The sequence below is a fragment of the Algoriphagus locisalis genome (assembly GCF_900116615.1).
GTDB classification, from domain to species: Bacteria; Bacteroidota; Bacteroidia; order Cytophagales; family Cyclobacteriaceae; genus Algoriphagus; species Algoriphagus locisalis.
In genome coordinates this window covers 25,965-49,989 of record NZ_FPBF01000011.1, presented here as the reverse complement: position 1 = coordinate 49,989, position 24,025 = coordinate 25,965, and the positions used below count along the sequence as shown (strand labels likewise).

Below are 24,025 nucleotides of genomic sequence, written 5' to 3'. Positions count from 1 at the left end.
ATTGAAGCACTGAGGGAATTAGCGTCGAAGTAACTCCTTTGCACTTTCTATTGCCGAGGCAGAAGGTGAGGCTCCTGCAATCATTTTGGCAAGTTCCAACACACGCTCTTCCTGATCAAGCAACTTAATTTTACTCACGGTTTTCTCCGATGAGTTGTCTTTAAAAACAAAATAATGCAGATCACCCTGCCCCGCTACTTGCGGTAGATGCGTAATGCAAATCACCTGATGCTTTTTGGCAATATCCTGCATCATCCCAACCATCTTCAGCGCCACTTCACCGGAAATCCCTGTATCGATTTCATCAAAAATAAGTGTTGGCATAGCCATTTTATCAGCCATCAAATATTTGATAGCAAAAAGCAATCTGGAAAATTCACCTCCAGACGCCACTTTTTTCAGTGGCTGTGGAGAAGAGCCTTTATTCGCTGAAAAGAGCAATTCTATCTCATCCAACCCATTCGTAGTAGGTTCAACAGCTTTATGCTCCATGACCACTTTGGAATTCTCCATTCCTAAACCCGCCAGTAAGCTCTCTAGAGATTTCTGAAAATCAGCAAAGCTACTTATCCTTTTCTTACGAAGTGTTTTGCCCGAATCTGAAACTTTCACTTTGCTTGCCTCTAGTTCTTCTTTCGCATCGGCTAACGTCTCGTCTAGATTTTGAACCTGAAACACCTTTTCTGCCAGCTCTTTTTCGAGCTCCATTAATTCTTCAACGGTAGCAACTCCATGCTTTTTCTGAAGTTGATAGATCTTACTCAGCCTATCACGGGTCTCATCAAGCTTTTCGAAATCAACTTCAACTTTACTCTCTTCATCACCGAGCGTCTCTTCGATATCCTTCAATTCAATGTTTACTGCCTGAAAACGCTCCTTTAGCGAAGCAAAAACATGCGCTAACCTTTCCAATGATTGCATTCCATGTTGAATCTGAGACATTCCCTGGCTAATCCCGAATTGCTCATCCTGAAACAGGTTAAGCATTTCATTGATTTTTAGCTTGATCTCTTCTGCATTTTCAAGGATTTCCTGACTAGACTCCAACTGCTCCTGTTCACCTTCCTTCAACCCTAACACACTCAATTCTTCCAGTTGGAATTGGTTGAAATCAGCTTCTTTTTGAAGCTCTACGGCTTTTTTACTCAACTCATTGAATGACTTTTGAGCTTTTTGAAAAGCTTTAAAATCCGCTTTGTATTTTTTGAGTTCTTCCTGTGTCTGCGCAAAAGCATCTATTAAGCTCAGCTGATAACTACCCTCGCCTAACTGAAGCGTATCATGCTGAGAATGCACGTCCATCAAGTAGCTTCCCAGTGTTTTCAATACATCCAAAAGCACTGGTGTATCATTGACAAATGAACGGGATTTCCCCGCAGGACTTATTTCTCTGCGAATGATACAGGTGGGGTCATAATCTAACTCAGCCTGATCAAAAAATTCCTTTAACCCGTAATTAGCCACGTCAAACACTCCCTCAATAACACACTTTTTGTCCTCATGGAGTAAAACCTTTGTGTCAGACCTGTTTCCTAGGAGCAAGCCGACAGCGCCAAGCATGATGGATTTCCCAGCGCCAGTTTCGCCGGTAATCATACTTAGTCCTGAGCTAGGCTGCATGTGCAGCTGGTCTATCAGAGCATAATTAGAAATGCTAAGAGATTTGAGCATAGATAATGAGATCGTTTGGGCAAAACTAAAAAATCGAGCTTAGCTTTTCAGCAGCTCGTTATACTTTCTCGCATTATTCGGATCAACTTCCAGTAATAGTTCGACAAGTTCTGTCCTGATTTCCAAAGAAGCATTTTTCATAATAGCGGTTATCTCGTCACTTTTAGCATCCATAAATGAAATCGTAAATATTCCATTAGGCTGCGTTTTATTGGCATTTGCCACAATCCTTACTGCTTCCAGCATATTCTCATGAGCCTCCTCTGGCTTAATCTGCAGAATATCCAGCCCCTGACGATGATATAAGTAATAAGCGTCCCGAATTACAGAAAAAACCGAAGAAGTATAAATATCATTATTTAAAGCGTAACGATTTCTGCGATCGGAAGTACTCTGCGTCCAGCCAGGCCGCCCAGATTGCTGGGCGTTATTTACGATGTCATTGGCCGCTGCAAAGAAATCACTGCCTCCACGACTCTCAAAAGTATCGTAATCCAAACCCAAGGCGATCTGCGCATAAAATGCTAGCAATGAGCTGATATTGTTCAAAAAAGTAAATCTATTAAACTCCAGCGGCTGAGATTCTATGTAGTCGAAACTCCAATTTCTATCCGCAAAATTAAAAACCAAGCTCTCGTAATTAGTCCCATAAACTGGCCTTACTGTTTGAATCTGTACGGTTGCATTATAAGTACCCACCTGCGGCACATCATTAATTGTGATAAGTAAGTTTCCTTTAATAAGTTCCTCAGGACGAAATTCATCAGTAGTCCAGGACCTTCCATTGAGAAATTGCTCAAAGCTGGTTTTCATCTGAGCAAAAATGTCGGTGTTCTGAATTCTGGCTCGATCACTGTTAATGATCACAGTAAAATCCAACTCTTGGGAAAACCCAATGAGTGATTGACAAAAAAAGAGTAGAAGGACAATTCCTATTTTCATATGATTATAATTTGTCTTTCAAAGGCCATAACCTGTCCCGTGACAAAGGGTACGGGATGGAATCTCGCATGGGAGATAATCATCCCAATGTGTGACTCTTGAGTCATGCTCGATTTCATGAATCTAAAATAAGGAAATATAAAGGATCACACCCAAACTGGGATATTTTTGATTTGATCAAGAATCAGATTTGCAATTTGATCTTTTGGAGCGACGTCCGATTGTGCTGTTAATCCAGATGCATGAAAAACATGTACTTTATTAGTACTAACCTGAAATCCAGCTCCTGCTTCTTTCATAGAATTGAGAACAATCATATCAAAATTCTTTTTCTTCAACTTTGATTGCGCATTTTTAGCTTCGTTTTCGGTCTCCAAAGCAAAGCCAATGTGTACTTGGTTCCGCTTTTTGCTTGAACCTAGTTTGGCTGCTATATCAACATTCTTAACTAAAGAAATGGAAAGCGTGGAATCACTTTTTTTAATCTTCTCAGGGGATATTTCAGCTGGCCCATAGTCTGCAACTGCAGCAGCAAAAATACAGATATCCATTTGACTATGGATTTTCGAAGCTGCCTCATACATATCCTGAGCTGATTTCACATCCTGCCAATGAAAATCACTTTTATTGACATTTAAAGAAATAGGACCAGAAACCACAAAAACTTCCGCACCCCTAGATCGAAATGCATTAGCTAAGGCAAGTCCCATTTTCCCGCTGGAATGATTGCTGATATACCGGACTGGGTCTAGCGCCTCTTGTGTAGGCCCCATAGTGATCATGACCTTCTTCCCTTTGAAATCAGTCTGAACAGTAAAGAACTTTTCAACTTCAGAAAGAATATTTTCCGGCTCCATCATCCTTCCTTGACCTGAAAGTCCACTAGCTAACTCCCCCGATTCAGCATCAAGAATGATGTTCCCAAATGACTCTAATTTCTGAAGGTTTGATTGGACGGATGGATGCTGATACATGTCCAGATCCATCGCTGGAGCTATCATCACAGGGCATCTCGCGGATAGGTAGCTAGCCGATAGGAGATTATCACAACTGCCGTTGGCAAATTTTGCAAGGGTATTAGCACTAAGCGGTGCTACTAAAAATAAATCCGCCCATAGTCCTAGCTCCACATGATTATTCCAAACTCCAGTCTCATCCTTTTGAAATTGGCTTAAAACAGGTCGCTTGGATAGTGTAGCTAAGGTGAGCGGAGTAATAAAATCAAAAGCAGAAGTGCTCATTATTATTTGCACTTCTGCTCCTGCTTTGATAAGTAATCGAGTAAGAAAAGCGGACTTGTAGGCAGCTATGCTACCTGTCACTCCTAAGATAATTTTCTTACCTTCAAGACCCATAGAATTATTCAGCCGTTGGTTCTTCTGGAAATCTGCTATACACTTTTCCTTCCATGAACTCTTCCATAGCTAAGGTGCTAGGCTTTGGCATTCTTTCGTAGAATTTGGAGATTTCAATTTGCTCCTTATTCTCAAATACTTCTTCCAAATTATCTACAGTAGAAGCAAACTCAGAAAGCTTAATGTTCAACTCCTCTTTTAAGGTGTTGGAAATTTGCTTTGCTCTTTGACCTACAATATGAAGAGACTCGTAGATATTCTCTGTTTTATCAGCGATTTTATCAAGATCTCTTGTAATGATGGATGGATTAATTGCCATATTCTTTATTAATTATAGTTCTATTTTATTTCTACTTTCTCTATCGTCTGATTCTCTAAAGCTCTTGCTTTTTGCTCAGCTAACTGTTCATTATACCTCTTCAGATTAATAGAGTGATCTGCCAATTCTTCTTTTGCTTTCACTTCAATTTCCTTCACCTTTCCAGTATAGGCACTAGTTGGATACCTTCTATAAAAAGAACTTGCAAAGCCTAAAGCATCATTTAACCTATCTTCTTTTTTCAGAAATGTACTATTTTCGGCATATCCAGTACTCACCTCTACTAGCTTGTATGCCAGTTCTTCGTTGTGCTCACTGTCTGGATAATCTTTCATGAAATTCTGAAAATTGATAATGCAGGCGCGATAGTAATCTCCAGGATACAAACCGTCTTTCAAACGATAATACATAGACGACTCCATGTATGCTTTCTGCTCAAATCTACCCTGCAAATCAACTAACATTTCCATAGCTCGCTCATAACTAGCTGAAGCGGGAAATTTGGTCACAAATTGCTGTATAGCTGCTACTGCTTCCTGTGAACTCTGCTGGTCAAGGTTGGCATCTGGAGCATCCAAGTACAGGGCATAGGCATTCATAAATAATGCCTCTTCAGCCAAAGGACTCCTGTTGTACGTTCTATAGAAATTGCTGAAATATCCAGCCGCTTCAATGTATCTTTTAGTCTTGAAATGACAATTGGCATAATTGTAATCTGCCAACTCCGCCTTCTCACTACCTCTGATTACCGGCAAAACCTTATCATACAGAATAATTGCCTTATTGTATTCACCTTCCTGATAATATTTGTTTGCTCCTGCATACAATTCCTCCCAATTCGTGCTTTTCTCAAGCTTGTTGAATGGGCCACAAGAACTCGCAGCAAGTATAATAAGAACTAATAGAATGGATTGTACGCGCATTTTCATTTTCAAGACCGCAAATATACGGGATAATTATTCGGATTCAAATGGATGATTGCTCTAGTGTCAAGTCTTACTTCTTGACAACGAGCTTCTTGGTCACAATATTTTTATTGTCCAAGAAAAGGGTGTAGAAATAAACGCCAGGATTGAAATCGGAAACATTAATTGCAAGCGTATTCCTATCTGGGTCAAGCTCATAATTAGCTATTGGGTTTCCTATGAAGCTGTTTATAGCAATTCTAGCCTTTATAGACTTATTTTTCAAAGCATAATCAAATTGAGCAATTCTCACACTGGGGTTGGGATAGACATCACTTAGCACGATATCTTTATAGTCAAATTCATCTACCTTATTGGATGGATCTTCTACTTCATATCTAGCTTCAACGACAAACTGATCTCTTAAATTGTTTTCATTTACAAATGATAAATCAAAAGAACCTCTCGTTTCAACTATTCCCATATCAAAGACTAGGTACAAATCAGTGAGTAGCTCACCTGGTTCTAGCTCCAATTTTATTTTGGCGAGATCTTTTTTCGGATCAAAGCAATTTTCGCCAATACAGATTCTAACTGTTTGGGAGGAGCCTACATTACCACGAAGACTTTTCAGTAAGTACGTTTTGACTTCCTTGGATTCGTTTTCTAGGAGGATTGTTTTACGCTGGGTAGAACCCAAATCGCCTCGAAATTCAACTCCATCACTCAACACACGCACCTGTTGAGCCTCCGAAAATACGGGAACCAACAGCCAAAGCCATGTAAAAAATATGAGTAATCGTTTCATGTAGAGTTTTAATCGATACGCCTTCTGTGTTGTAACTGTATTCAATATACGGACAAAATTAAACCAATGGCTATGTAATTGGAGAAAAATGCGGTTAAAATCTGTTAACCCTAATGAAATTTTTTCGCTATTGGGTCGTTAACCACCACCTCAACCCCACTATATCTGTGATGGGATCTTTTTTTCTGGTTTCCAACCACGTTTTTCCAGTGACTTTAGGATTTCTTCTTCAGTAGGCAAAACCAATTCTACATTCGGCTCATTGAACAAATTTTCTGCATCGAGATTAATTTCTTCTGGCTTTCTCCATAAAAAAATATCCTCAATTGTGGGCCTCTCATCATACCTCCAATTAAAACCTTCCAATCTTGAGTTCTCCTCAGTGATCAATTGAAATGGCGTGAACTTCCCATCTGGTTTGACCCCATAGGTAACCCGCTGAATTGCCCCGTCTTTAAACCGAAGTTTGATGTTGGCACTTAAGGTTTTATTGATTCCCTGAGAAATAGTATCCGACTGCAGCGCAAAATAAAGTGATTCTCCATTCCCTTCTATGTCGATTCTGTCCATCTGTCCTTCATTAAAATACCCATCCATGGTCCTACCCTTCATCTGGTTGAAATTCATGATGGTATCCTGAGTGATCACAAAGACTTTGTCCTTCATAAAGACCCGTTCCAGCTCTTCATTCGCAATGTAAAAAACCATGCTGTCCGCAGTGATTTGGCTTTTTTGATTCCACATGACAGGCTCTTTGAACAGTTGAATTGATGAATCCGCATAATTGTAAACCAAGGAGTCTGCTACGCCGGACATATCAGATTTCACCAGTTTTACTGACCTGAAAGCCAATAAATATTTCATAGAATCCACCTCTCCGTCCTGTGAAATCAGCGAATCAGAAGCCATGTAAAGGGTGTCTTTTTCGAAATACCTTCTCACCAATGCATTCCCGTGAACCAAGCTGTACTTTCGCTCTTCCCAATACTCTCCCACATCTCCAAACACTTCTACTTGCCGCTCCTTATTCAGTACACTTACATTTTCCTTTCCTTCATAGTAAGCATCCAGCTCACTGTAGTACAACTCTTTAGCCTTTATCCTACTCGTCTCTGACTCTACAACCCCGTCAAAAAACCGAAATTTTTTGGCCTCTGTTTCATAAAAACTACCGTTTTGAGCATCCAATGTGTTTCCATCTTTTGAAATCAAATTGGTCAGGCCTTTCGTCTCTGCCGTCTTAGGGATGGTCAGGTAAATCAGGTCATTTGTTTTCATGGTGTAGTCCGGATTGACTAGCACCACATCGTTTTTAAAAGTAATTTTCTCAACACTCACTTCATACGTCCCACGCTCACTGGTCAATACATTGACAGAATCTACTACTTTCCCATCATTGAAATAATAAGCGATGTTTCTCTCCCGATCATAATCCAGGTATTCTGTAGTGAGTTTGGTTTTTTCGTTGGTAAAAACTACACGATTTCTTAGCTTGGCTAGCTTCGTATTCCCATCGTATTCCGCATAGCCACTCGTAGTCTTTACTGGATCTTCCATATCCACAATTCTCACATTGCCGAATAGACGAGCTTTATTTTCGGCTCTAAAAAAATGCGCAGAATCACAATAAATCAAGGTTTGCTGATGCTCCATCTCTACCGATCCTAATAGCTTTTCATAACCCCTTTTAGCATCTCCATCAAATTGATCTGCAGCATTAATTTTCAAAACTGTTGTTTCTTGGGCAAGGGATGAAAAGGATACGACCCAAAAAGTCAGAAAGAAGAGGGTAATTCTAAATAGGATTGAAGTCATAGCTGCACGAATGTGGGCAAAATTAGTAGAAAATGATATTTTTGGTCAATGGTTGAAGCTTTTATCCGGCATATCCGGAACAAATCAATTTTAGATCCCTCCAAAACCTATCTATTGGCCAGCAGTGGCGGCATGGACAGCATGTGTCTGGGCAATCTTCTTACCAAAGCAGAAATCCCTTTTGAAATTGCTCATGTTAATTTTCAATTGCGCGGTGAAGACAGCAACCAAGACGAAGAGTTTCTTAGAAAATGGGCTAACTCGCTGGGCGTTCCTTTCCATGTTCATCATGCTGACACTTACACGTTCGCTTCAGAGAGAAATATCTCTACGCAAATGGCGGCAAGAGAGATTCGTTATGATTGGTTTGAGAAATTAAGATCAGAAAGAAATCTGGCCGGGATCATCGTCGCTCATCATGAAGATGATCAGATCGAAACAATAGTGCTAAATCTTCTCAGAGGTACCGGCATAGAAGGTATTTACGGGATGTCCGAGCGCAGAGGCTGGCTGATCCGTCCTTTGCTACCTTTCAGCAGAAAAGAGATTCAAGAATTTGTTCTGGAAAATAAGATCGAATGGAGAGAAGACAGTTCAAATGAAAAAACAGACTACAAGCGAAATAAACTTCGGCACATCAGTTTACCTGCGCTTTATAGCGTGGCAGATGACGCAAAGTCAAACCTTCTTAACAGCTTTGCCAGGTTAAAAGACACAGGAAAGGCGTTCACTTCACTTTTTGAAAATTGGAAAAATGAAAAAATCGAAGAATCGGAAGGCATGCAGATTCTTTCTGCAAATGACCTGTTGAGAACTGCAGGCTCCTCATCCCTTCTGTACTTTTGGCTCCGCCCCTATGGCTTCAACTCCGCTCAGGCGCAGGACATCCTAGAGGCCTGTCAATTCAGCGAATCAGGAAAGCTATTTGAAAGCAGCACTCACCTGCTCAATATTGATCGTGATCAGTTGATTTTAGCACCTCTACCTGGAGAATTTGATTCAATTTCTATCTCAGAAAATGATATCGATTTCCTTTTACCAGAAGGAAAGTATGAGCTCCTCAAACTCGAAAATAAGGTCGCCCTCGACAGAAATAAACAAAATGCCATGCTCGATTTGGAACGATTGAGTTTTCCGCTGAAAATCAGGACTTGGCAGGAAGGTGATCGATTTATCCCTCTTGGGATGAAAAATGCAAAAAAAATCTCTGACTTTTTGATAGATTTGAAAGTGCCTGTGGTGAAAAAACGGGCTGTAAAAGTCTTAATTTCAGAAGGTCAAATAGCTTGGGTAATCGGTCATAGAATTGCTGATTGGGCTAAATCAACGGCGGCTACGAGAAAAATACTTTACCTAAAAAAGCAATAAACAATGCGGAATCCATTTTCTAAAACATACACCGAAGCCGAGGAGAACATGTTCCATTTTCTCGGGCAAATCAAGTTTTTTGAAAGCTTGAAGGAAAAAGAAATGGCTCGGTTTATTCCCGCAATGCACCATAGAAAGTATGTAAAAGATGAGGTAGTTTTCTTCAGTAAAGACCCTAGTCAGGCGCTTTATTTGGTGAAAAACGGCGAGATTTCTCTCACCATAGATATCAAGGATAATTTTGAGACCATTTTGGAAATCAAGCGCGGGGAGGCATTCGGGGAAAACTCCTTACTGGAAAACGCCAAGAGAACATACACCGCCCTAATCGTAAGTGATGAGGCGGAATTGATTGTAATCCCCCATTTTGCGATGCAGGAGATTTTTGACAGCAATCCAAAAATCAAGGCTAAAATGATGACTTCTCTTGCAGAGTATTACAACCAAAACAATCAGCGTCTTTTCCGCTCCTACCGGGAATCCTTTGGCTTCTTCAGCCTTCGTCAAATGTTTGAATAAGATCACCCAAGTCCCCTGTTTTCACTTTTGTCAAAAAATGGTAATTCCACCCAAAGAATTCAGGACTCCATTTCCGATCCTAGGCATTGTTTAATATCTTAGCGCCGCTTTTTAACGCAAAAAATTCATAATAAAATCTATAAATCTAATGAGCAAAGTAACCGTAGTAGGAGCTGGTAATGTAGGCGCAACTTGTGCCGATGTATTAGCTTATCGCGAAATCGCCGAGGAAATTGTACTAGTTGATATCAAAGAAGGCGTAGCTGAAGGTAAAGCACTTGATATTTTTCAAAAAGCACCTATCAACCAATACGATAGCCGCACCATCGGAAGTACAAATGATTACAGCAAAACTGCTAACTCAGATGTAGTAGTGATCACTTCCGGCCTCCCTCGTAAGCCAGGCATGACTCGTGACGACTTGATCGAAACCAATGCTGGTATCGTAAAGTCTGTGACTGAAAATGTAATCAAACACTCTCCAAACGCTATCATCATCGTGGTTTCCAATCCGCTTGATGTAATGACTTACCAAGCCCACATCACTGCAGGTACTTCTAGAAATAAAGTAATCGGTATGGCTGGCATATTGGATACAGCGCGTTACAGAGCTTTCCTTGCTGAGGAATTGAACGTATCACCAAAAGAAATCCAGGCAATCCTAATGGGCGGTCATGGTGACACTATGGTTCCGCTTCCTCGCTATACTACAGTTGCTGGTATTCCGGTAACTGAGCTAGTGGCAAAAGACAAGCTGGATGCGATCATCGAAAGAACCAAGTTCGGTGGCGGTGAGCTAGTGAAGCTTATGGGCACTTCTGCTTGGTATGCTCCAGGATCTGCAGCTGCTCAAATGGTAGAAGCGATCTTGAAAAATCAAAGAAGAGTATTCCCAGTTTGTATCAAACTGGAAGGCGAATACGGAATCGATGATTGCTACTTAGGCGTTCCGGTTATTCTTGGCAAAAATGGTGTTGAGAAAGTATTGGAACTAGACCTAAATGCGGAAGAAAAAGCACTTCTTGAGACTTCTAGAGGTCATGTGAAAGAAGTGATGGAAGTTTTGAACAAACTAGGTAAGTAATCCTAGTTTAATTATACATCAGACCTGAGATTCTCTTGCTTTCGCAAAGGTTTCTTAGGTCTGATTTTTGTATTATAGCACTTGAACCATCCTAGCGCCTGTGAAGATCTGGAAAAGCCTTTTAATACTTTTTATCACCCTACTCCTCGCCGGAGGTAGCTTTTGGATTTACAAATCCTACTTTTCGACCCGATCAATCAATAGCCTAGAAGTAATCAGTCAGGATGCAGTTTTTGTCTTCGAAACTTACCAAGGCGCTAATCAGTGGAATTCCCTAGTCAATGATCCCGTATGGGAAATCCTGAAAAACTTTCCTGCCTTTGAAAGACTATCCGATCAGCTCATCACACTGGATAGTCTGAATGGTGGCTCAGGAGAAATCGCAAAATCACTTAATGGCCAGCAAGCCACGGTCAGCCTTCATTCCACCGGGATTGAGACCTTCGAATTACTTTTCACCATCAACCTCAAGCCATCAACTACTACTGATTTCATCGAGGAAATCAAATCCCGTATCCCATCCGGAGCACGATTCCAAACGCGCAAATACTCTGATCAGGATGTGCTGGAATATTACGACGCGGAAAATAATAGGCTTTGGAGTATTTCCCTTCTAGGTGATTTGGCAGTAATTTCCTCTTCTTCCTTCCTGGTAGAGGAGGCCATCCGGTTTTATGTGAATGAAGATCAATTGAGTTTTTACTCACTGGTAAAATCCATCCCCTACAACTCAGACGCTGAAGGACGACTTTTACTTGAAGGTAAAGGCCTATCCAGCTTATTGAAAGGCGTGGGAAGCCTTAGAGAAAGCCCAACTATCTCAGCTTTGGAAATCATGCCTGGTGTAGTTTCTCTGGATCTTGTACTTGAAGAAAACCAGATGGTTTTCAAGGGACCTTTGGTATATGAGGAAGAGGTGAATTTCACGCCTTCCATTCAGGCCAATCAAGCTGCTATAGAAGAAGTAATATCCAATAGAACACTCGCACTTACGCAACTAAACTTAGAAAGCATTTATGAGTCTCAGAAAATCACCAATCGCGCCTTTACAGCCAGAGCGACATTTAGTGGTGAGATTCAGCGTAAGCTATTGGATAAAGGCTTTTTAGATACCTTCACTGGCGAATTGTATTTACTAGATCTGGAAAATGCCGGAGGTGCAGATCAAAACTTAGCCCTACTTGCTAGAACCAGAGATGCTGCTCTTGCCATTCAACAGCTGAAAGATTTTCAGGAAAGTGAAAGTGAGGAAGGTTCGGATTTCTATGCAGGACATGAGATTCTTTACTTTTCGGAGGAAGAATTTCCTGCACATTTGTTTAGCGGGAAGTTCCCAGGGTTTGGACAAACCTTTATTACTTCAGAGAATGAGGTGCTAATCTTCACCAATTCCCAGCAGGCCATGAAGCTGATGCTCGATGATATCAGCGCTGGGAGCACTTGGGGCAAGTCCTCCCGAGCTCCAGAAGCTAAAAAAGACCTGAGCCCTACAGCGGGTTTTAGCCGAATCTATCTCACTGAAAATATCTGGAATACCTGGACGAAAAAAGCCAATCCATCCTGGAGTTCCTTCCTTCAAAAATATGCTGAAGCTTTCCAGTCTTTCCCCTGGGTTTCATTCAAAATCAACCAACTCCAAGATAGAACCGAGGCAACACTGAGCTTCCCCTATGATGGTGACTCGAAGCCTACCATTGAAACTACTGATGCCATTTCCTTACAGCCAAGTAATCGAATTTCCTTTGATCAACCGCTAATCTATGGGCCAAAATCTATTGTAAACTACCAGGACAATACAGAGGATTTACTTGTGCAAGATGAAAACAATATCCTGCATCTGATCAACTCTGCAGGTCAGGAAGTTTACTCAGAGCAGCTTACCGGGCCTATAGTATCAGATGCTTTTCAAATCGACTACTATAAAAACGAAAAGCTTCAGCTACTGGTAGCTACTGCAGATAAAATCTACGGTATAGACAGGCTAGGGCAATCCCTTCCTGGATATCCATTTGGGGCTAATGGAGAAAAAATCACGCATCTCAATCTAGTAGATTACAGTAATACGAAAGATTATCGTTTTTTCGTCAGCACTGAGTCAGGCAACTTATACTTAATAGACAAGACTGGTGAAAAACTGGAAGGTTGGAACCCGAACCGAATTGGAGCCAAGACAATTGCTGCACCGGCACATTATAGAGTTCCGGGCAAAGGCGACTACATGGTAGCCTTGACAGAAAATGGCACTCTACAGCTTTTCAACCGAAGAGGCGAAAGTCAAGCCGGTTCATCTGTCAAACTAGGCGACTCCTTTAACTCCGGATTGATATCCTGGCGTGATCCAGAATCCCGATCTACACAACTCGTCGGCATCACCAAAAATGGAGAGGTGATACATGCCAACTTCAATGGGGAAATCAGCTACCGAAACCAGCTCATCAAAGATGATCGAGACAGTGAATTCTTACTTGTCCCTGATCAAAAGCAAAATGATTTCGTGTTTGTCTCTCGCCAGTATAACGAGGTAAGCGTACTTGATAGAAGCGAGAAAACCCTTTTTAGCACACGCGTATCTGATGAAAACCTCATTTATCAATATTTTGATTTCGGATCAGATCGGCAACTTGTGGCAATCACCGACCTCAACCAAGGTTTCTGCTATCTCTATGATCTAAGTGGAAACCTGCAGACGACCATGCCTCTGGAAAGTAGTGGCGCGATACAGATCACATACCAATCGTCTCTAGGTCAATATTTGATCAGAACAAAAAGTGGCACTACACTAACAGAATTTCAGTTAGCTGATTAAGCAGAACCAAATTTTCTTTGGCTTGGCCTAGCGAATGGCTACCTTGCAAAAAACTAAAGAACCTACTCATGGTGAAAAAGTATCTCCTATTTCTATTTCTTCTTACTTGGGGCATCAAAGACTCCTTTGCGCAGCTGATTACAGATGCAAAAGATGTGTATGAAGTTAGTAAATCGGTAAATCTGAACTCTCCCTATCATACGACCCTTTCATTTTTTTACAACCTGGAAGAGGGGCATTACCAGCCAGAAGATGCTGCCAAAACATTGGACCTAGCCGAAGTTGACGATAAAAACGGGGAGCGCCTTGCTATAAAGCTAAAGCAGATTTTTGAGGGAAAAGGAATTTTGATCCGAACGAGCGATATCCCCAATGAACAGAACTATTACGATAGTACTTCTTCCTCTGGCGAAAACATTTACTATTTCGATAAGCAAAAACTTCCTGGAATATTCCTTCAAAAAACTGGTGAAACCTGGAAATATTCGGCTTTCAGTGTAAGCCAAATAGATAAACTTCACTCAGAGACTTATCCTTTTGGTACTGCAAAACTGCTGAACATCCTGCCTAAAATCGGAAATGAACAATACTTAGGTCTCCACTTGTGGCAATTGGTAGGCTTATTTATCCTGCTTCTTTTGGTTTTTCTGGCACACTGGGTATTTACGTTGGTGGTAGATAAACTGATTCTCTACCTCTTCCAGCAGTATGGATATGGCAAAGTAGGCGAAGATTATATTTTGCCCGTAGCCCGAGTAATCAGCATTTATTTGATTGTTGTTTTGCTTTCACTTTTTGTGCGGGTCCTACAATTGCCAATTGAAATCTGGTCCTGGATAGTTGTTATTTTCAGAACACTCAAGCCTTTTCTGATCACCATCATTTTTTACAAATTGGCGGATGTGGTAGCTGCCTACTTCACCAAGCTAGCTACCAAAACAGAGTCCACCTTAGATGATCAATTGGTGCCTCTGATGCGCAAAACGCTCAAAGCTTTTGTGATCATAGTGGGAACCTTATTTATTCTAAGAGATGGGTTAGACCTTGATATCATCCCTTTTCTCACAGGTCTTTCTATTGGTGGTGTCGCGATAGCACTAGCAGCTCAGGATACCATCAAAAACTTCTTTGGCTCGGTCATGATTTTTATTGACAAGCCATTTCAGGTGGGTGATTGGATCACATCCGGTGACATAGACGGAACCGTAGAGGAAGTAGGTTTCAGATCTACCCGAATCAGGACATTTAGAAATTCCCTGATGTATGTACCTAATGGAAAAATAGCGGATGCGACACTAGACAATCACGGTTTGAGGCAGTACAGAAGGTTTTACACTACGCTGACAGTTACTTATGATACGCCGCCAGCGCTGATCGAAGAGTTTGTAAAGGGGCTTCGCGAAATTGTTTTGGCGCACCCGGAGACCCGAAAAGACATGTTTCATGTCTATTTCAACAACCTATCCTCTTTCAGCCAAGACATTATGTTTTACATTTTCTTCGAAGTACCCACTTGGGGCGAGGAACTAAGATGCAGACATGAAATATTGGTGCAGATCGTGAAGCTTGCCAATTCTATCGGAGTGCGTTTTGCCTTCCCTACACAGACCTTGCACATGGAGTCATTTCCAGAGAAAAAGACCTTAGTACCTGAATATACAGGAGGTTACGATGCGAAATTGAATGATTTTCTAAAAACGGAACTTGGGCGCAAAACCGATTAATCCGGTTTATTTAACTTCAAAGGTTTTCACATACTCCATGGCATCCCCTTGAGGTGTTTTCGATTTCAAAGTTATCTGGTATTTGCCTTTAAGATTAGGTAATTTGATTTCCATGGAGCTAGTCGGTGTCTCAGAATTCGGAACATCTGACCAGTAAAGCACCGTCCTCCAATCCATTATTTTCTGTGATTCTGTTGGGGGTGTAAAAAGGAATTCTGCTGAAACTATTTTAGGCTGAACCCCGGCATAGTCCAAGTAAATCCCATTGGAAGGAATGGGAAAACCACCAAAGTCATTCTTATAAGAGCTGAAACTCATCACTCCAGGGAAATTTTCTTCATTTAAGAAAAAGGTCCTAGTCAACACATCAAGCCTTTTAAAATTAGCCGGATTGAAAGCAGCCAATAAGTCAGAATCAAACACAGGCAAAGCATCTACCAGCATCAAAGGATTGGAATCAAACCCTCCATCCAATACTTCATCCAGCGCTCTGAATTCCTTCTTCTTCTGAACATTCCTTATTCTGATTTCGGGAACATATTCTTTGATCACAGTTCCTACTGTTTCGAACCGCGTATAATCGTCCAATAAATACGTTCTATCTACTGTAAACCCAGTTACCACAGGCACTTCTGTTTCATCATATTTGTTGACAAAATACCCTTCGATCTGTCCTCCTTTCAGTAATTCCTGAAGAAATTCCTGATCCGAAGTACTGATTAAAAGTTCAGGGAAAGTAAAGCCCGATTTGAAATGAGTAACCGGACTTGGCGACACTATCGAAAAGTCTAACAGTGATTCATTCCCATCAGCCTGAGCCACCAAAAAATCCCAATTTTTCATCCCTCCGGCATCAATATACATGCTGCCATCTGCATCTGGACGATCTGTGAAAAGCGCGGACTTTTCGCCATGCAAGGACAGGTAGTAAAGCTTTGTCGTATCAATTGCAGCTTTTTCTACCTTGGCTTCGATCACATGACCATAAAGTTCCGGAACCAAATCACGTTGGTCAATGGACTCATATGCCTGCGCAGAAGAAACCATCCCTTGTATGTTCAAAAATGGATTTGAAAAGGCTATACTCATGCCAGTGATTTCCATTTCCTTTGGTAATTCTAAACCCAACGTAGTCCCCATCTCATTTACTTGCTTTGACAAGACTATCTGATCAGATTCCTGGCTTGCCCCCTCTGATTTGCGCTCTGCTACCACTGTAGGAGGCACAGTTTTATTGAAGACAGTGACGAATTGCTGCTTCAAACCATCTTCTATATTTTGATACGGGCTTATCCGAGTGAAAACGCGGAGCAGGTAATTGTCCGATGGTAAATTCGAAGGTAATTCAAGGTAATTGAAGCTCTCCCCTTCCTCTAGCGGCATCTTTGCAATAGCTACTGACTCATTGTATCGATTCAGGAGTTCTGCATAAATAATCTTTGATTCAGATGGCTTGTCGCCAACTAGTGATTGGCTTTTTATCCAGACCTTTTCACCGCCAAAATAAATGTTCTTTGGGATGGAAAAAGATATTTTTTCCTGCTCAACACCCTGCCCAAAGGAAACTGTGCAAAAGCTGAACAATAGAATAGAAACAGCGAGATAGTTAAATAATATCTTCATATCAATCCTCCCAGAAATCAGGTTTCACATTTGTTCCTCTCAATGTACAATCTGCACATCTCCTGTCAGTACCCTGATACCCTATCGGTGCCAATTGACTAGTCTCAGGATAGATAGGCCTCACAGGCACGAAGCTCCCAGTGGAAAAATATTGCCCATAATTAGCTGCGAGAACTGTATCTGGATAAACGTAACACCCGTAGTAATCAGGCTCATCAGTGATCCATGGTGCTACATCTTGCACAGCAATGTATAGTCTCTTTTGCTTGATAGTCCCTAAGCTTACAAAACCAACCACTGGGGCATCCGGATCGCGATCATTTGTTAAATTCCCGCCAATATTAGAGGGTAAAGGGCTAAAAATAGACCCTATGTCATCTGTGTTTTTGCGAAGAATCTCCCAGAACTCAGAGGCCTTTTTATCTAATGCCTTCTGGGAAATCAAAATACTGTATCGGACAGAGAGCCGCTCGTCATTTTGTACGATTTGAGCAATAGATTGACGAAAGACAAACTGATCTTCAAACCTTGAGGAAGTTTCTAAAATCAAATCTGAACTTTCGCCGCCCCGGTAACATAGATCGGTTCTTTCGTCTGGACTCCTATATACGACATCCTTAGTGGTGTCATTAATATAATCATACTTAAAAGGTGTAGGGAATCTAGGACGAAAAGCGTAGGTTTCTTCATAAGTCCACAAAAAATCATCTGCATTTTCATCCCCCTTCGTGGTCAGATAGATCTCCACTCCTGCTTCGTTTTGTACAAACCCTACATCAATGATGTCCGGCGTAAGAATAGGCCTAAGCAAATCCGAGGTATAACTATTGCCATCATTCGTAGATATGTAAAGTCTGTAATCTTGATTTTCAGGGATATCGTGAGCAAACTCAAATTCCCCGAATCCTAGCGGGGTCAGTGGGTATTGCTCACCGGATTCAGATCTTAAAATGACGCTAGCACTAGGATAGCTTGGTGTAAAATCAACCTCTGTCTGGATGTTTCGGGTATAGCTGAGCTTCAATTTGCTCGGAAGTCCTTGGGTGTCCAAATATCCTTCCACCACCAGAACATTGAGATCTGAAGGTTCAAGATCTGGCTCGAAAGGTTCCCTACATGCACTCAGGAAGAGGATACAGAAACTTACATATAGAAATACTCTATTCATCAGAAGCGGAAATTGTAGGTAATAAACGGAATAGGCTGGGCAAATATGGACAATTGATACCCTCTCAATTGACCTTCTACAGGCGTATAATACACAGAGTACGGATTGCTTCTTCCCAATAAATTATAGACTCCGAGTGACCAGGAAGAATGTGCCAGTTTTTTGATCTTGTGACTTCCCTCCAGGTTGATGGAAAAATCAATTCTGAAGTAATCTGGGATTCTGTAAGCATTTCTTTCTGAAAAATACACGCGTTCAGACCCTGCATAGTCAAATTTGGAAATCGGCAAGGTGATCGGGCGACCTGTGCTGTAATTGACATTGAGAGAAGTATTCACCCGCTTGCTCAGTTCGTAATTGGCAGTCAGAACCAAGTGATGAGGCTGGTCAAAATTGCTGGAATAAAACTCACCATTGTTGATTTTCTCTATACTTGGATCATCAGACGTTTTCATCAGCGAGCGAGAATAGGTATAAGCCAAAGAACCTTGCAGCAACCCTGTGCTCTTCTTCAATAACACTTCCACTCCATAGGCTTTACCATCAGAATTCAATACGTCCTGCTCTATATTTTCATTCAGGATAATATTGGCTCCAGATCGATAATCCAGGAGATTTGCCATGTAGCGATAATAGACTTCTGTGGAAAATTCCAGTTTATTTTTCGCAAGATTTCGGTAATATCCTACTGAAGCCTGCCCACCAGTCTGTGGTCTGATGTAGGTATCACTTAGCTTCCAAGAGTCTGTGGGTGCTATAGATGAGGTGTTGGAAAGCAAGTGAATATTTTGCCTCATGGTGTTGAAACCAGCTTTAACAGAAGATCTATTATCAAGCGTATATCTGGCAGAAACCCTAAATTCAGGCCCATGGTAGGTTTTAACCGTCTCACCCTCCCCAATCGTTTCTTCTCCGATCACATTGCTGTCAGTAATCGGAGCTCCATCCACATATTGATTTACTGTCATGGGGCCTAGTAATTGATACATCATATATCTACCTCCATAGCTCACGGATAGCTTGTCAGAAACTGTAAATTCATCACCGAAAAAGACAGAAATCTCTCGGGCATTTTCCTCATCGAGTTCTTTTTCTAGCACTATTGATTCAGGCCCATAAGGACTGTTTCTTCCTGGATTCAACTTATATTGAATGCCATGCACACCAAAATTGAAGATGTGATTTTGATCCTTTCGGTATTCAAAATCAGCCTTTAGAAAGAGCTGATTGACATTAAACCCAAAATCAAATGAATTCAATGGGTTTTCTATTCCTACAATTCCGAATTCATAGGAATCACTCCCGACGGTAAATCTGCCTTCGAGTTCATTGTTGAAAAAGTGCTTCCAGCCTAAGGCTAGGTTAATGTTTTGATAAGAATAGGTGGTATCCGGATCAAAACGAAAGTCATCCTGACTCAAATACGCCGTCAATTCCAGGGTGTTCTGTTCATTGATAGTATGCTGTATGTTAGCATTGATATCATAAAATGTAATCTTGCTATCGTTCAGGTCTGCTTCCTCATCCAGCAGATTCAGCGCCCAATCTGAGTAGGTTGTCCGACCTCCCACCATGAAAGTAGTTTTGTCGCCAATCGGTCCATCTAAACTCAATCTACTCGTCAAGATCCCCAGCCCACCTGATCCTCCTATTTTATCCTTTCGCCCGAATTTAGGATCCACCTGAAGCACAGAGGACAGCCTTCCTCCATAGTTGACCGGAATGGACCCCTTGTAGAGTTCCACGCCGCTTACAAGATCCGCATTGAATGCCGAGAAAAAACCAAATGCATGCGTAGGATTGAAAATGGTGGAGTTGCCATAGAGAATCAAGTTTTGATCGGCAGCACCACCTCGCACATTAAAGCCAGAAGTAGCTTCGCCTACGGTATTCACTCCCGGCATGATCAGGATACCTTTCAGCACATCCACTTCTCCCAGTACCGCAGGAAGTCGCTTTACCTCTGCAATGCTGATGGACTGAACGCCCATATCAAGTTTGTTTACATTGGATAAGGCTCCGGAACTGACCACTACTTCGTCTAGCGAAAGGATAGTTTCTTCAATACTCATATTGAATACCCCGTCTCCCTTGAGGTCGATTTGTCGCTGCTCTTGGAAGCCCCCTATATTTTGGACCCAGATCGTATGTCTGCCCTTTGGAAGGGTTAGTTGATACCGTCCATTCTGATCGGTAGCTACTTGGTTGTAATCAATTTTCTCCAAAACAATCGCACCATTCATTGGCTTGCCGGACTCAATACTGGTCACCACACCACTTAAAACTGCTGTTTTGGACTGCGGGTTATCAACCGACTTGCCTATGACAAAGCGCTTATTCTTATCAAATTCACCCAGCGAATCTCCCGGATTCGCCAGGTTATCCTGCCTTTCCTGAACTAAAAAATAATCTTTTGGAAAGTCAATCTGGATTCGCTGTCCTCTCGTTATCCAGATTCGATTGGAAACATCTATAGAATAAGTCAAGCCAGTCTCCGTAAACACCTGGTCCAAGATCATCTTGATATCAGACTCGTTAGCCTGTAGATTGACCTGAAGTTCTTTTATATCCTCTACTTTATAGTAAAACTTATAATCAGACTCGCTTTCAATCCTATCCACAAAACGCTCAAATGGAACTCCTAAGAACATTCCTGAAAACTTTTTGGTATTCGTCTGAGCTTGTAAGTCAGCAAAAAAGCACGCAACTAGAATCAGTAGTAAAAATCTTTTCATTCTACAAAACCATTAAATGTATCTGAACTGCTTTCTCTTAGTTTTGCCAACTCGAGTATATACCTTTCTTTATCCATTGAGAAATAGAGCGACTTTCCTCTAAAATTTTTCTTAACCTCACGTTTGCTGAGCCCCAAGCTTTTAATAGCCTGTTTTTTCTTTCTAATAAGAACAAAAGCCCCATCGTACCAATAGAAAAAATCAGAGGACTCTTCGTAACTATGCGTGTATGGACCAACCTCTTTTATGGGGTCTTTAGACTTGTAATATTTTTTCAAAACCTTGATTTTACCATCGCTTTCTACCCGATAAAATCCGTTTCTATTGTGACCATAAGAGTCATTGCCTGAATACTTCCTAAATAAACTCCCGTCTTTAAGTTGAAACTCTTCAATTTTATCGGGATTTATTAATATCTTTTGTCGGTGAATCGGGTGAAAAGTAACTACTAAATCTGCATACTCATCGTATAAAAGTGGTACTTCCGTATATTTAATCCGATTGATGGACAAGGTGCCCTCCCCGAAAGTCCTGTCCAGATAATATGGATCTCCCTCGTGGTTCCTAGGAGCTTCGCCATACTGGCCTCCCGTGATGAGCTCTTGAAAATAGGGTAGCTGATCTTTATATAAAGATAAATAGGTTTGTGACTGCGCAAATGAATTGGCTACTGTCACAAAAAACAGCAGAAAAGGTGTGAAAAAGTATTTTTTTAGCATATGTTCGGTACTATACTAGAACAGATTAGTTTCTCTTTTGGACAGAATAGTCTGAACGGTAATTACAGTATTTGAATGGAAAAAGCCTCCTAAATTTTCAATAAACCTAAGATGAATAGAAGAAATTTACTTAAAACCATTACCCTAGGAACTACTGCTCTTCCTATTTTTCCAGCCTTTGCCTCTACTACGAAAAAACAGAAGACAACGATACAATTTTCTCTAAACACCAGCACATTGCGCGGACAGAAGCTTGATCTCCCAAAGATCATAGAAGTTGCCGCAAAAGCAGGTTATGATGGAATAGAGCTCTGGATATCAGAATTGGAAGCTTATCTGCAGACAGGAAAATCCCTGGCTTCTCTCAAAAAACTTTTTACAGACGCTAATTTAATTCCTGTGAATGCAATTGGCTTTGCACCATGGATGGCTCAGGATGTAGCGAAAAGCAACGCAGGATTTGAGCAGATGGAAAAGGAAATGGGAATGCTGGCGGAAATTGGATGTACACGAGTAGCTGCTCCGGCGATCGGCGCAACTGATCCAATTGACCTCCTAGCTGCCGGTGAACAATATGCTAAGCTAATAGCGATAGGAAGAAAAACTGGGGTAATGCCTCAACTGGAATTTTGGGGAGCTTTCGAACCTTTTCATCAGCTCGGTCAGGCTTTGGCCACAGCGGCTGCTGCCAATGACCCAGACGCAAGACTGCTACCAGATGTCTATCATTTATTCAGAGGCGGCTCAGGATTTGAAGGATTGAAGCTTATTAATGGAAACGCAATCGAGGTATTTCACATGAATGATTTTACTGCAAAACCTAGACTTGAGCAAAAAGACAGTGATCGCGTTTACCCTGGAGATGGAATCGGCCCAATGAAAGAAATCGCAGCTACGCTAAAAGCAATGGGTGGTGATAAAATCCTATCACTTGAGCTATTCAATGAAACATATTGGGCACAGGATGCTCAGGAGGTAGCGAATACTGGGTTAAAAAAAATGAAGCAGTTTTTTTAGAATAAAAAACGATACTAATCAAAACCCCCTTTCAATTAAATTTGAAAGGGGGTTTTGGTTAATTTTTCATTTCATCTACCTCTTTCAAAAAAGAAATCAAGCCTGGGAAGAAATGCTCAGGATCATCGTATTGGCTCAGGTGACTCCCATTGGGACAAAGTAAAAATTGACCATTTGGTAACTGCTCGGACATCCACTCCAAATGTGCAGGATCCATGGTGTCATGTGTGCCCGCAATGACTAAAGTAGGCACCGTAATTTTTTGTAAATCGGACTTTCTATCCCAACCTGCAAGTGAAGCACCTGGGGTGATTCCGAATTCACTATAGCCCTGCATATAGACATAAACCTCTGGATTCACTTCGCCCATCATTTTGTTTATTTCCGCTGGCCATTCATCAGCAGGCTTCCTGAGTACATGATAGGGATAATGATGCTCACCAAGCAATTCCATGTACCGTGGGTTTTCGAAGTCATTATTCTTCTCGATTTCCATCAATTCCTCAAAAACCTCGGTTGGCATTTGCGGACCTAGTACTTCCTTGGCGTATTTTTCATAGTCATCCAGGCTCGCCATCATGTTGGAAATAATCAATCCTTTGAGATTTTCCTGATGAGCCAGCGCATATTCAATTCCTAGCATTCCTCCCCATGACTGTCCGTAGAGGTAGAAATTATCCTTATTCAGACCCAGAGCAATCCGCACTTGCTCCACCTCACTGACAAAACGCTCAATCGTCCAGAGCGTAGAATCGCTAGGCTGATCCGAATGAGCCGATCCCAACTGATCATACCAGATAAACTCAATTCCTTCCTGAGGAAGGTAATCCTTGAAGTTGGCATATTGCTGATGCGTCATACCCGGGCCGCCATGTAGGAGCAAGATTTTGATGGAAGGATTGTCTCCTACTCGCTGTGTATAGACCTGAAATTCTCCGCTTGGAGTTTGAATTGGTATCATTTTGACAGCTTCATCGATTACATCTAGCGTTGATGTTGATTCGGCTGATTCAGTTTGATTAGATGGTTGACAGGAGAAAAAGAAAATTGCTGCCAAAGGAATTAGAAACCCTAGGATTTTCATGAAGGATGTGTTTTATGAGTTGTTAATCTACCAGAAAGAAACCATAGATTCAACTTGGATGGAGGTTGATTTTCTTCATAGGATACGGTAGCTACTTAAATCTACGACCATAAAAAAATCCAAGCCTTTCGACCTGGATTTTTTGTACTTCTGACTTTATGCTTCAGCCTTTCAAACTTTTTCTCGCCCAAATGAGCGAATCCACGCGTTTTTACCACAAAGAACAAAAGTCCACAAAGTTGCTGCATGATGCTTAAGTTAGGTTGGGGAAAAATGAAGACTTTCCTCTTAGTTTCCTTGGTTACTTTGTGGTACAAAAATCTCCTAACTACCAACCAATTGTTTTAATGTAAAACCTGACTT

General features: G+C 41.3%; 18 protein-coding genes. 6 read left to right on the top strand and 12 right to left on the bottom strand.

Annotated features, from left to right (window positions below; all coding sequences use genetic code 11):
• Positions 1 to 18: 18 nt before the first annotated feature.
• The 7 genes from recN to BM386_RS22305 form a co-directional block, all read right to left on the bottom strand.
• Entirely contained in the window at positions 19 to 1,671 is a 1,653-nt protein-coding gene (gene recN / locus BM386_RS22335; protein WP_091698236.1) for a DNA repair protein RecN, read from the bottom strand.
• Positions 1,672 to 1,710: 39 nt separating this feature from the next.
• Positions 1,711 to 2,613, bottom strand: a complete 903-nt coding sequence (porD, locus tag BM386_RS22330) for a type IX secretion system protein PorD (RefSeq protein ID WP_091698235.1) — start codon at positions 2,611 to 2,613, stop codon at positions 1,711 to 1,713.
• A 146-nt stretch (positions 2,614 to 2,759) separates the two neighbouring features.
• Positions 2,760 to 3,968: a bifunctional phosphopantothenoylcysteine decarboxylase/phosphopantothenate--cysteine ligase CoaBC gene (coaBC, locus tag BM386_RS22325; RefSeq protein ID WP_091698234.1), complete on the bottom strand. Its 1,209-nt coding sequence runs from the start codon at positions 3,966 to 3,968 to the stop codon at positions 2,760 to 2,762.
• 4 nt (positions 3,969 to 3,972) lie between these two features.
• On the bottom strand, positions 3,973 to 4,287 hold the full coding sequence (locus BM386_RS22320) for a DNA-directed RNA polymerase subunit omega (RefSeq protein ID WP_091698232.1): 315 nt from the start codon (positions 4,285 to 4,287) through the stop codon (positions 3,973 to 3,975).
• 20 nt (positions 4,288 to 4,307) lie between these two features.
• Positions 4,308 to 5,216: an outer membrane protein assembly factor BamD gene (locus BM386_RS22315; protein ID WP_170857158.1), complete on the bottom strand. Its 909-nt coding sequence runs from the start codon at positions 5,214 to 5,216 to the stop codon at positions 4,308 to 4,310.
• A 67-nt stretch (positions 5,217 to 5,283) separates the two neighbouring features.
• Positions 5,284 to 6,000: a T9SS type A sorting domain-containing protein gene (locus BM386_RS22310; RefSeq protein WP_091698230.1), complete on the bottom strand. Its 717-nt coding sequence runs from the start codon at positions 5,998 to 6,000 to the stop codon at positions 5,284 to 5,286.
• A 159-nt stretch (positions 6,001 to 6,159) separates the two neighbouring features.
• A complete protein-coding gene (locus tag BM386_RS22305) occupies positions 6,160 to 7,815 on the bottom strand; it encodes an OstA-like protein (RefSeq protein ID WP_091698229.1) in 1,656 nt (551 codons plus the stop codon).
• 48 nt (positions 7,816 to 7,863) lie between these two features.
• Between BM386_RS22305 and tilS the strand changes: the two genes are divergently transcribed.
• The 5 genes from tilS to BM386_RS22280 all read left to right on the top strand — a co-directional run bounded on the left by tilS (position 7,864) and on the right by BM386_RS22280 (position 15,316).
• Positions 7,864 to 9,183 (top strand): tRNA lysidine(34) synthetase TilS, encoded by a 1,320-nt coding sequence (gene tilS / locus BM386_RS22300; protein ID WP_091698227.1) that lies wholly within the window; start codon positions 7,864 to 7,866, stop codon positions 9,181 to 9,183.
• 3 nt (positions 9,184 to 9,186) lie between these two features.
• Complete coding sequence (locus BM386_RS22295; RefSeq protein ID WP_091698226.1) at positions 9,187 to 9,702, top strand: Crp/Fnr family transcriptional regulator; 516 nt, start codon at positions 9,187 to 9,189, stop codon at positions 9,700 to 9,702.
• Positions 9,703 to 9,850: 148 nt separating this feature from the next.
• On the top strand, positions 9,851 to 10,786 hold the full coding sequence (mdh, locus tag BM386_RS22290; protein WP_091698224.1) for a malate dehydrogenase: 936 nt from the start codon (positions 9,851 to 9,853) through the stop codon (positions 10,784 to 10,786).
• Positions 10,787 to 10,886: 100 nt separating this feature from the next.
• Complete coding sequence (locus tag BM386_RS22285) at positions 10,887 to 13,592, top strand: hypothetical protein (protein WP_091698223.1); 2,706 nt, start codon at positions 10,887 to 10,889, stop codon at positions 13,590 to 13,592.
• A 68-nt stretch (positions 13,593 to 13,660) separates the two neighbouring features.
• Positions 13,661 to 15,316 (top strand): mechanosensitive ion channel family protein, encoded by a 1,656-nt coding sequence (locus BM386_RS22280; protein WP_091698221.1) that lies wholly within the window; start codon positions 13,661 to 13,663, stop codon positions 15,314 to 15,316.
• A 6-nt stretch (positions 15,317 to 15,322) separates the two neighbouring features.
• On the opposite strand, the gene BM386_RS22275 is transcribed toward BM386_RS22280, so the two are convergent.
• The 4 genes from BM386_RS22275 to BM386_RS22260 are packed head-to-tail and all read right to left on the bottom strand — an operon-like array spanning position 15,323 to position 21,561.
• Complete coding sequence (locus tag BM386_RS22275) at positions 15,323 to 16,939, bottom strand: hypothetical protein (RefSeq protein ID WP_091698220.1); 1,617 nt, start codon at positions 16,937 to 16,939, stop codon at positions 15,323 to 15,325.
• 1 nt (position 16,940) lies between these two features.
• Complete coding sequence (locus tag BM386_RS22270; RefSeq protein WP_091698218.1) at positions 16,941 to 18,107, bottom strand: DUF4249 domain-containing protein; 1,167 nt, start codon at positions 18,105 to 18,107, stop codon at positions 16,941 to 16,943.
• Positions 18,107 to 20,842 (bottom strand): TonB-dependent receptor plug domain-containing protein, encoded by a 2,736-nt coding sequence (locus tag BM386_RS22265; protein ID WP_091698217.1) that lies wholly within the window; start codon positions 20,840 to 20,842, stop codon positions 18,107 to 18,109. The genes BM386_RS22270 and BM386_RS22265 overlap by 1 nt, the downstream gene beginning before the upstream one ends.
• A complete protein-coding gene (locus BM386_RS22260) occupies positions 20,839 to 21,561 on the bottom strand; it encodes a hypothetical protein (protein ID WP_091698215.1) in 723 nt (240 codons plus the stop codon). Before BM386_RS22260 ends, BM386_RS22265 begins: the two co-directional genes overlap by 4 nt.
• Before the next feature lie 111 nt (positions 21,562 to 21,672).
• On the opposite strand from BM386_RS22260, the gene BM386_RS22255 reads away from it, so the two are divergent.
• A complete protein-coding gene (locus BM386_RS22255; protein ID WP_091698213.1) occupies positions 21,673 to 22,578 on the top strand; it encodes a sugar phosphate isomerase/epimerase family protein in 906 nt (301 codons plus the stop codon).
• A gap of 58 nt (positions 22,579 to 22,636) precedes the next feature.
• Here the strand turns inward: BM386_RS22255 and BM386_RS22250 are convergent, their stop codons facing one another.
• Positions 22,637 to 23,662 carry a proline iminopeptidase-family hydrolase gene (locus BM386_RS22250; RefSeq protein WP_091698211.1) on the bottom strand — a complete coding sequence of 342 codons (1,026 nt, stop codon included), beginning with the start codon at positions 23,660 to 23,662 and terminating at the stop codon, positions 22,637 to 22,639.
• Positions 23,663 to 24,025: the final 363 nt, after the last annotated feature.

Bases quoted from the DNA above. Each gene is read 5' to 3' on its own strand.
- recN (WP_091698236.1), bottom strand. From the start codon at position 1,671: ATGCTCAAATCTCTTAGCATTTCTAATTATGCTCTGATAGACCAGCTG.
- porD (WP_091698235.1), bottom strand. From the start codon at position 2,613: ATGAAAATAGGAATTGTCCTTCTACTCTTTTTTTGTCAATCACTCATT.
- coaBC (WP_091698234.1), bottom strand. From the start codon at position 3,968: ATGGGTCTTGAAGGTAAGAAAATTATCTTAGGAGTGACAGGTAGCATA.
- BM386_RS22320 (WP_091698232.1), bottom strand. From the start codon at position 4,287: ATGGCAATTAATCCATCCATCATTACAAGAGATCTTGATAAAATCGCT.
- BM386_RS22315 (WP_170857158.1), bottom strand. From the start codon at position 5,216: ATGAAAATGCGCGTACAATCCATTCTATTAGTTCTTATTATACTTGCT.
- BM386_RS22310 (WP_091698230.1), bottom strand. From the start codon at position 6,000: ATGAAACGATTACTCATATTTTTTACATGGCTTTGGCTGTTGGTTCCC.
- BM386_RS22305 (WP_091698229.1), bottom strand. From the start codon at position 7,815: ATGACTTCAATCCTATTTAGAATTACCCTCTTCTTTCTGACTTTTTGG.
- tilS (WP_091698227.1), top strand. From the start codon at position 7,864: ATGGTTGAAGCTTTTATCCGGCATATCCGGAACAAATCAATTTTAGAT.
- BM386_RS22295 (WP_091698226.1), top strand. From the start codon at position 9,187: ATGCGGAATCCATTTTCTAAAACATACACCGAAGCCGAGGAGAACATG.
- mdh (WP_091698224.1), top strand. From the start codon at position 9,851: ATGAGCAAAGTAACCGTAGTAGGAGCTGGTAATGTAGGCGCAACTTGT.
- BM386_RS22280 (WP_091698221.1), top strand. From the start codon at position 13,661: ATGGTGAAAAAGTATCTCCTATTTCTATTTCTTCTTACTTGGGGCATC.
- BM386_RS22275 (WP_091698220.1), bottom strand. From the start codon at position 16,939: ATGAAGATATTATTTAACTATCTCGCTGTTTCTATTCTATTGTTCAGC.
- BM386_RS22270 (WP_091698218.1), bottom strand. From the start codon at position 18,107: ATGAATAGAGTATTTCTATATGTAAGTTTCTGTATCCTCTTCCTGAGT.
- BM386_RS22265 (WP_091698217.1), bottom strand. From the start codon at position 20,842: ATGAAAAGATTTTTACTACTGATTCTAGTTGCGTGCTTTTTTGCTGAC.
- BM386_RS22260 (WP_091698215.1), bottom strand. From the start codon at position 21,561: ATGCTAAAAAAATACTTTTTCACACCTTTTCTGCTGTTTTTTGTGACA.
- BM386_RS22255 (WP_091698213.1), top strand. From the start codon at position 21,673: ATGAATAGAAGAAATTTACTTAAAACCATTACCCTAGGAACTACTGCT.
- BM386_RS22250 (WP_091698211.1), bottom strand. From the start codon at position 23,662: ATGAAAATCCTAGGGTTTCTAATTCCTTTGGCAGCAATTTTCTTTTTC.